This is a genomic window from Azohydromonas lata, assembly GCF_034427735.1.
Lineage (GTDB): Bacteria > Pseudomonadota > Gammaproteobacteria > Burkholderiales > Burkholderiaceae_C > Azohydromonas > Azohydromonas lata.
The window spans coordinates 1-356 of record NZ_JAXOJX010000230.1 but is presented as its reverse complement, the minus strand read 5'-3'; the positions used below and the strand labels follow the sequence as shown (position 1 = coordinate 356).

Here is a 356-nt window from a genome sequence, read left to right as displayed (position 1 = left end):
GAGATGGCCATGAGGAAGCGGTCGGTGCCGGCCACGCCCACGGGGGCGTTGAGCGCCACGACTTCCTGGCCCTTCTCGGCGATGTACTTGGCGGTCTTCTCGCTGCAATACTCCTGGAAGACGATGGTGGCCTTGGCGTTGAGCGCGGCTTCGACTTCAGCCTTGGTGGTGCCGCCTTCGTACATGCGGAACTCGCCGTCGGTGGGCGTGTTCCACACTTCGGAGGGGTCGCAGATGATGTTCACCTGCACGCCGAAGAGGTCGAAAATGCGGCGCACTTCCTTCATGTTGCCCACGACGAAGCCGTCGAAGCCACCGATGAAGTTGATGCTGTCGTTGGGGGTGCGCACCAGCGG

General features: G+C 62.9%; 1 protein-coding gene. It reads right to left on the bottom strand.

Features of this window, described 5'->3' with window-relative positions:
• Positions 1–356 (bottom strand): nitrogenase component 1 (locus tag SM757_RS35165; protein ID WP_322468889.1); only part of this gene is annotated, 356 nt, incomplete at both ends.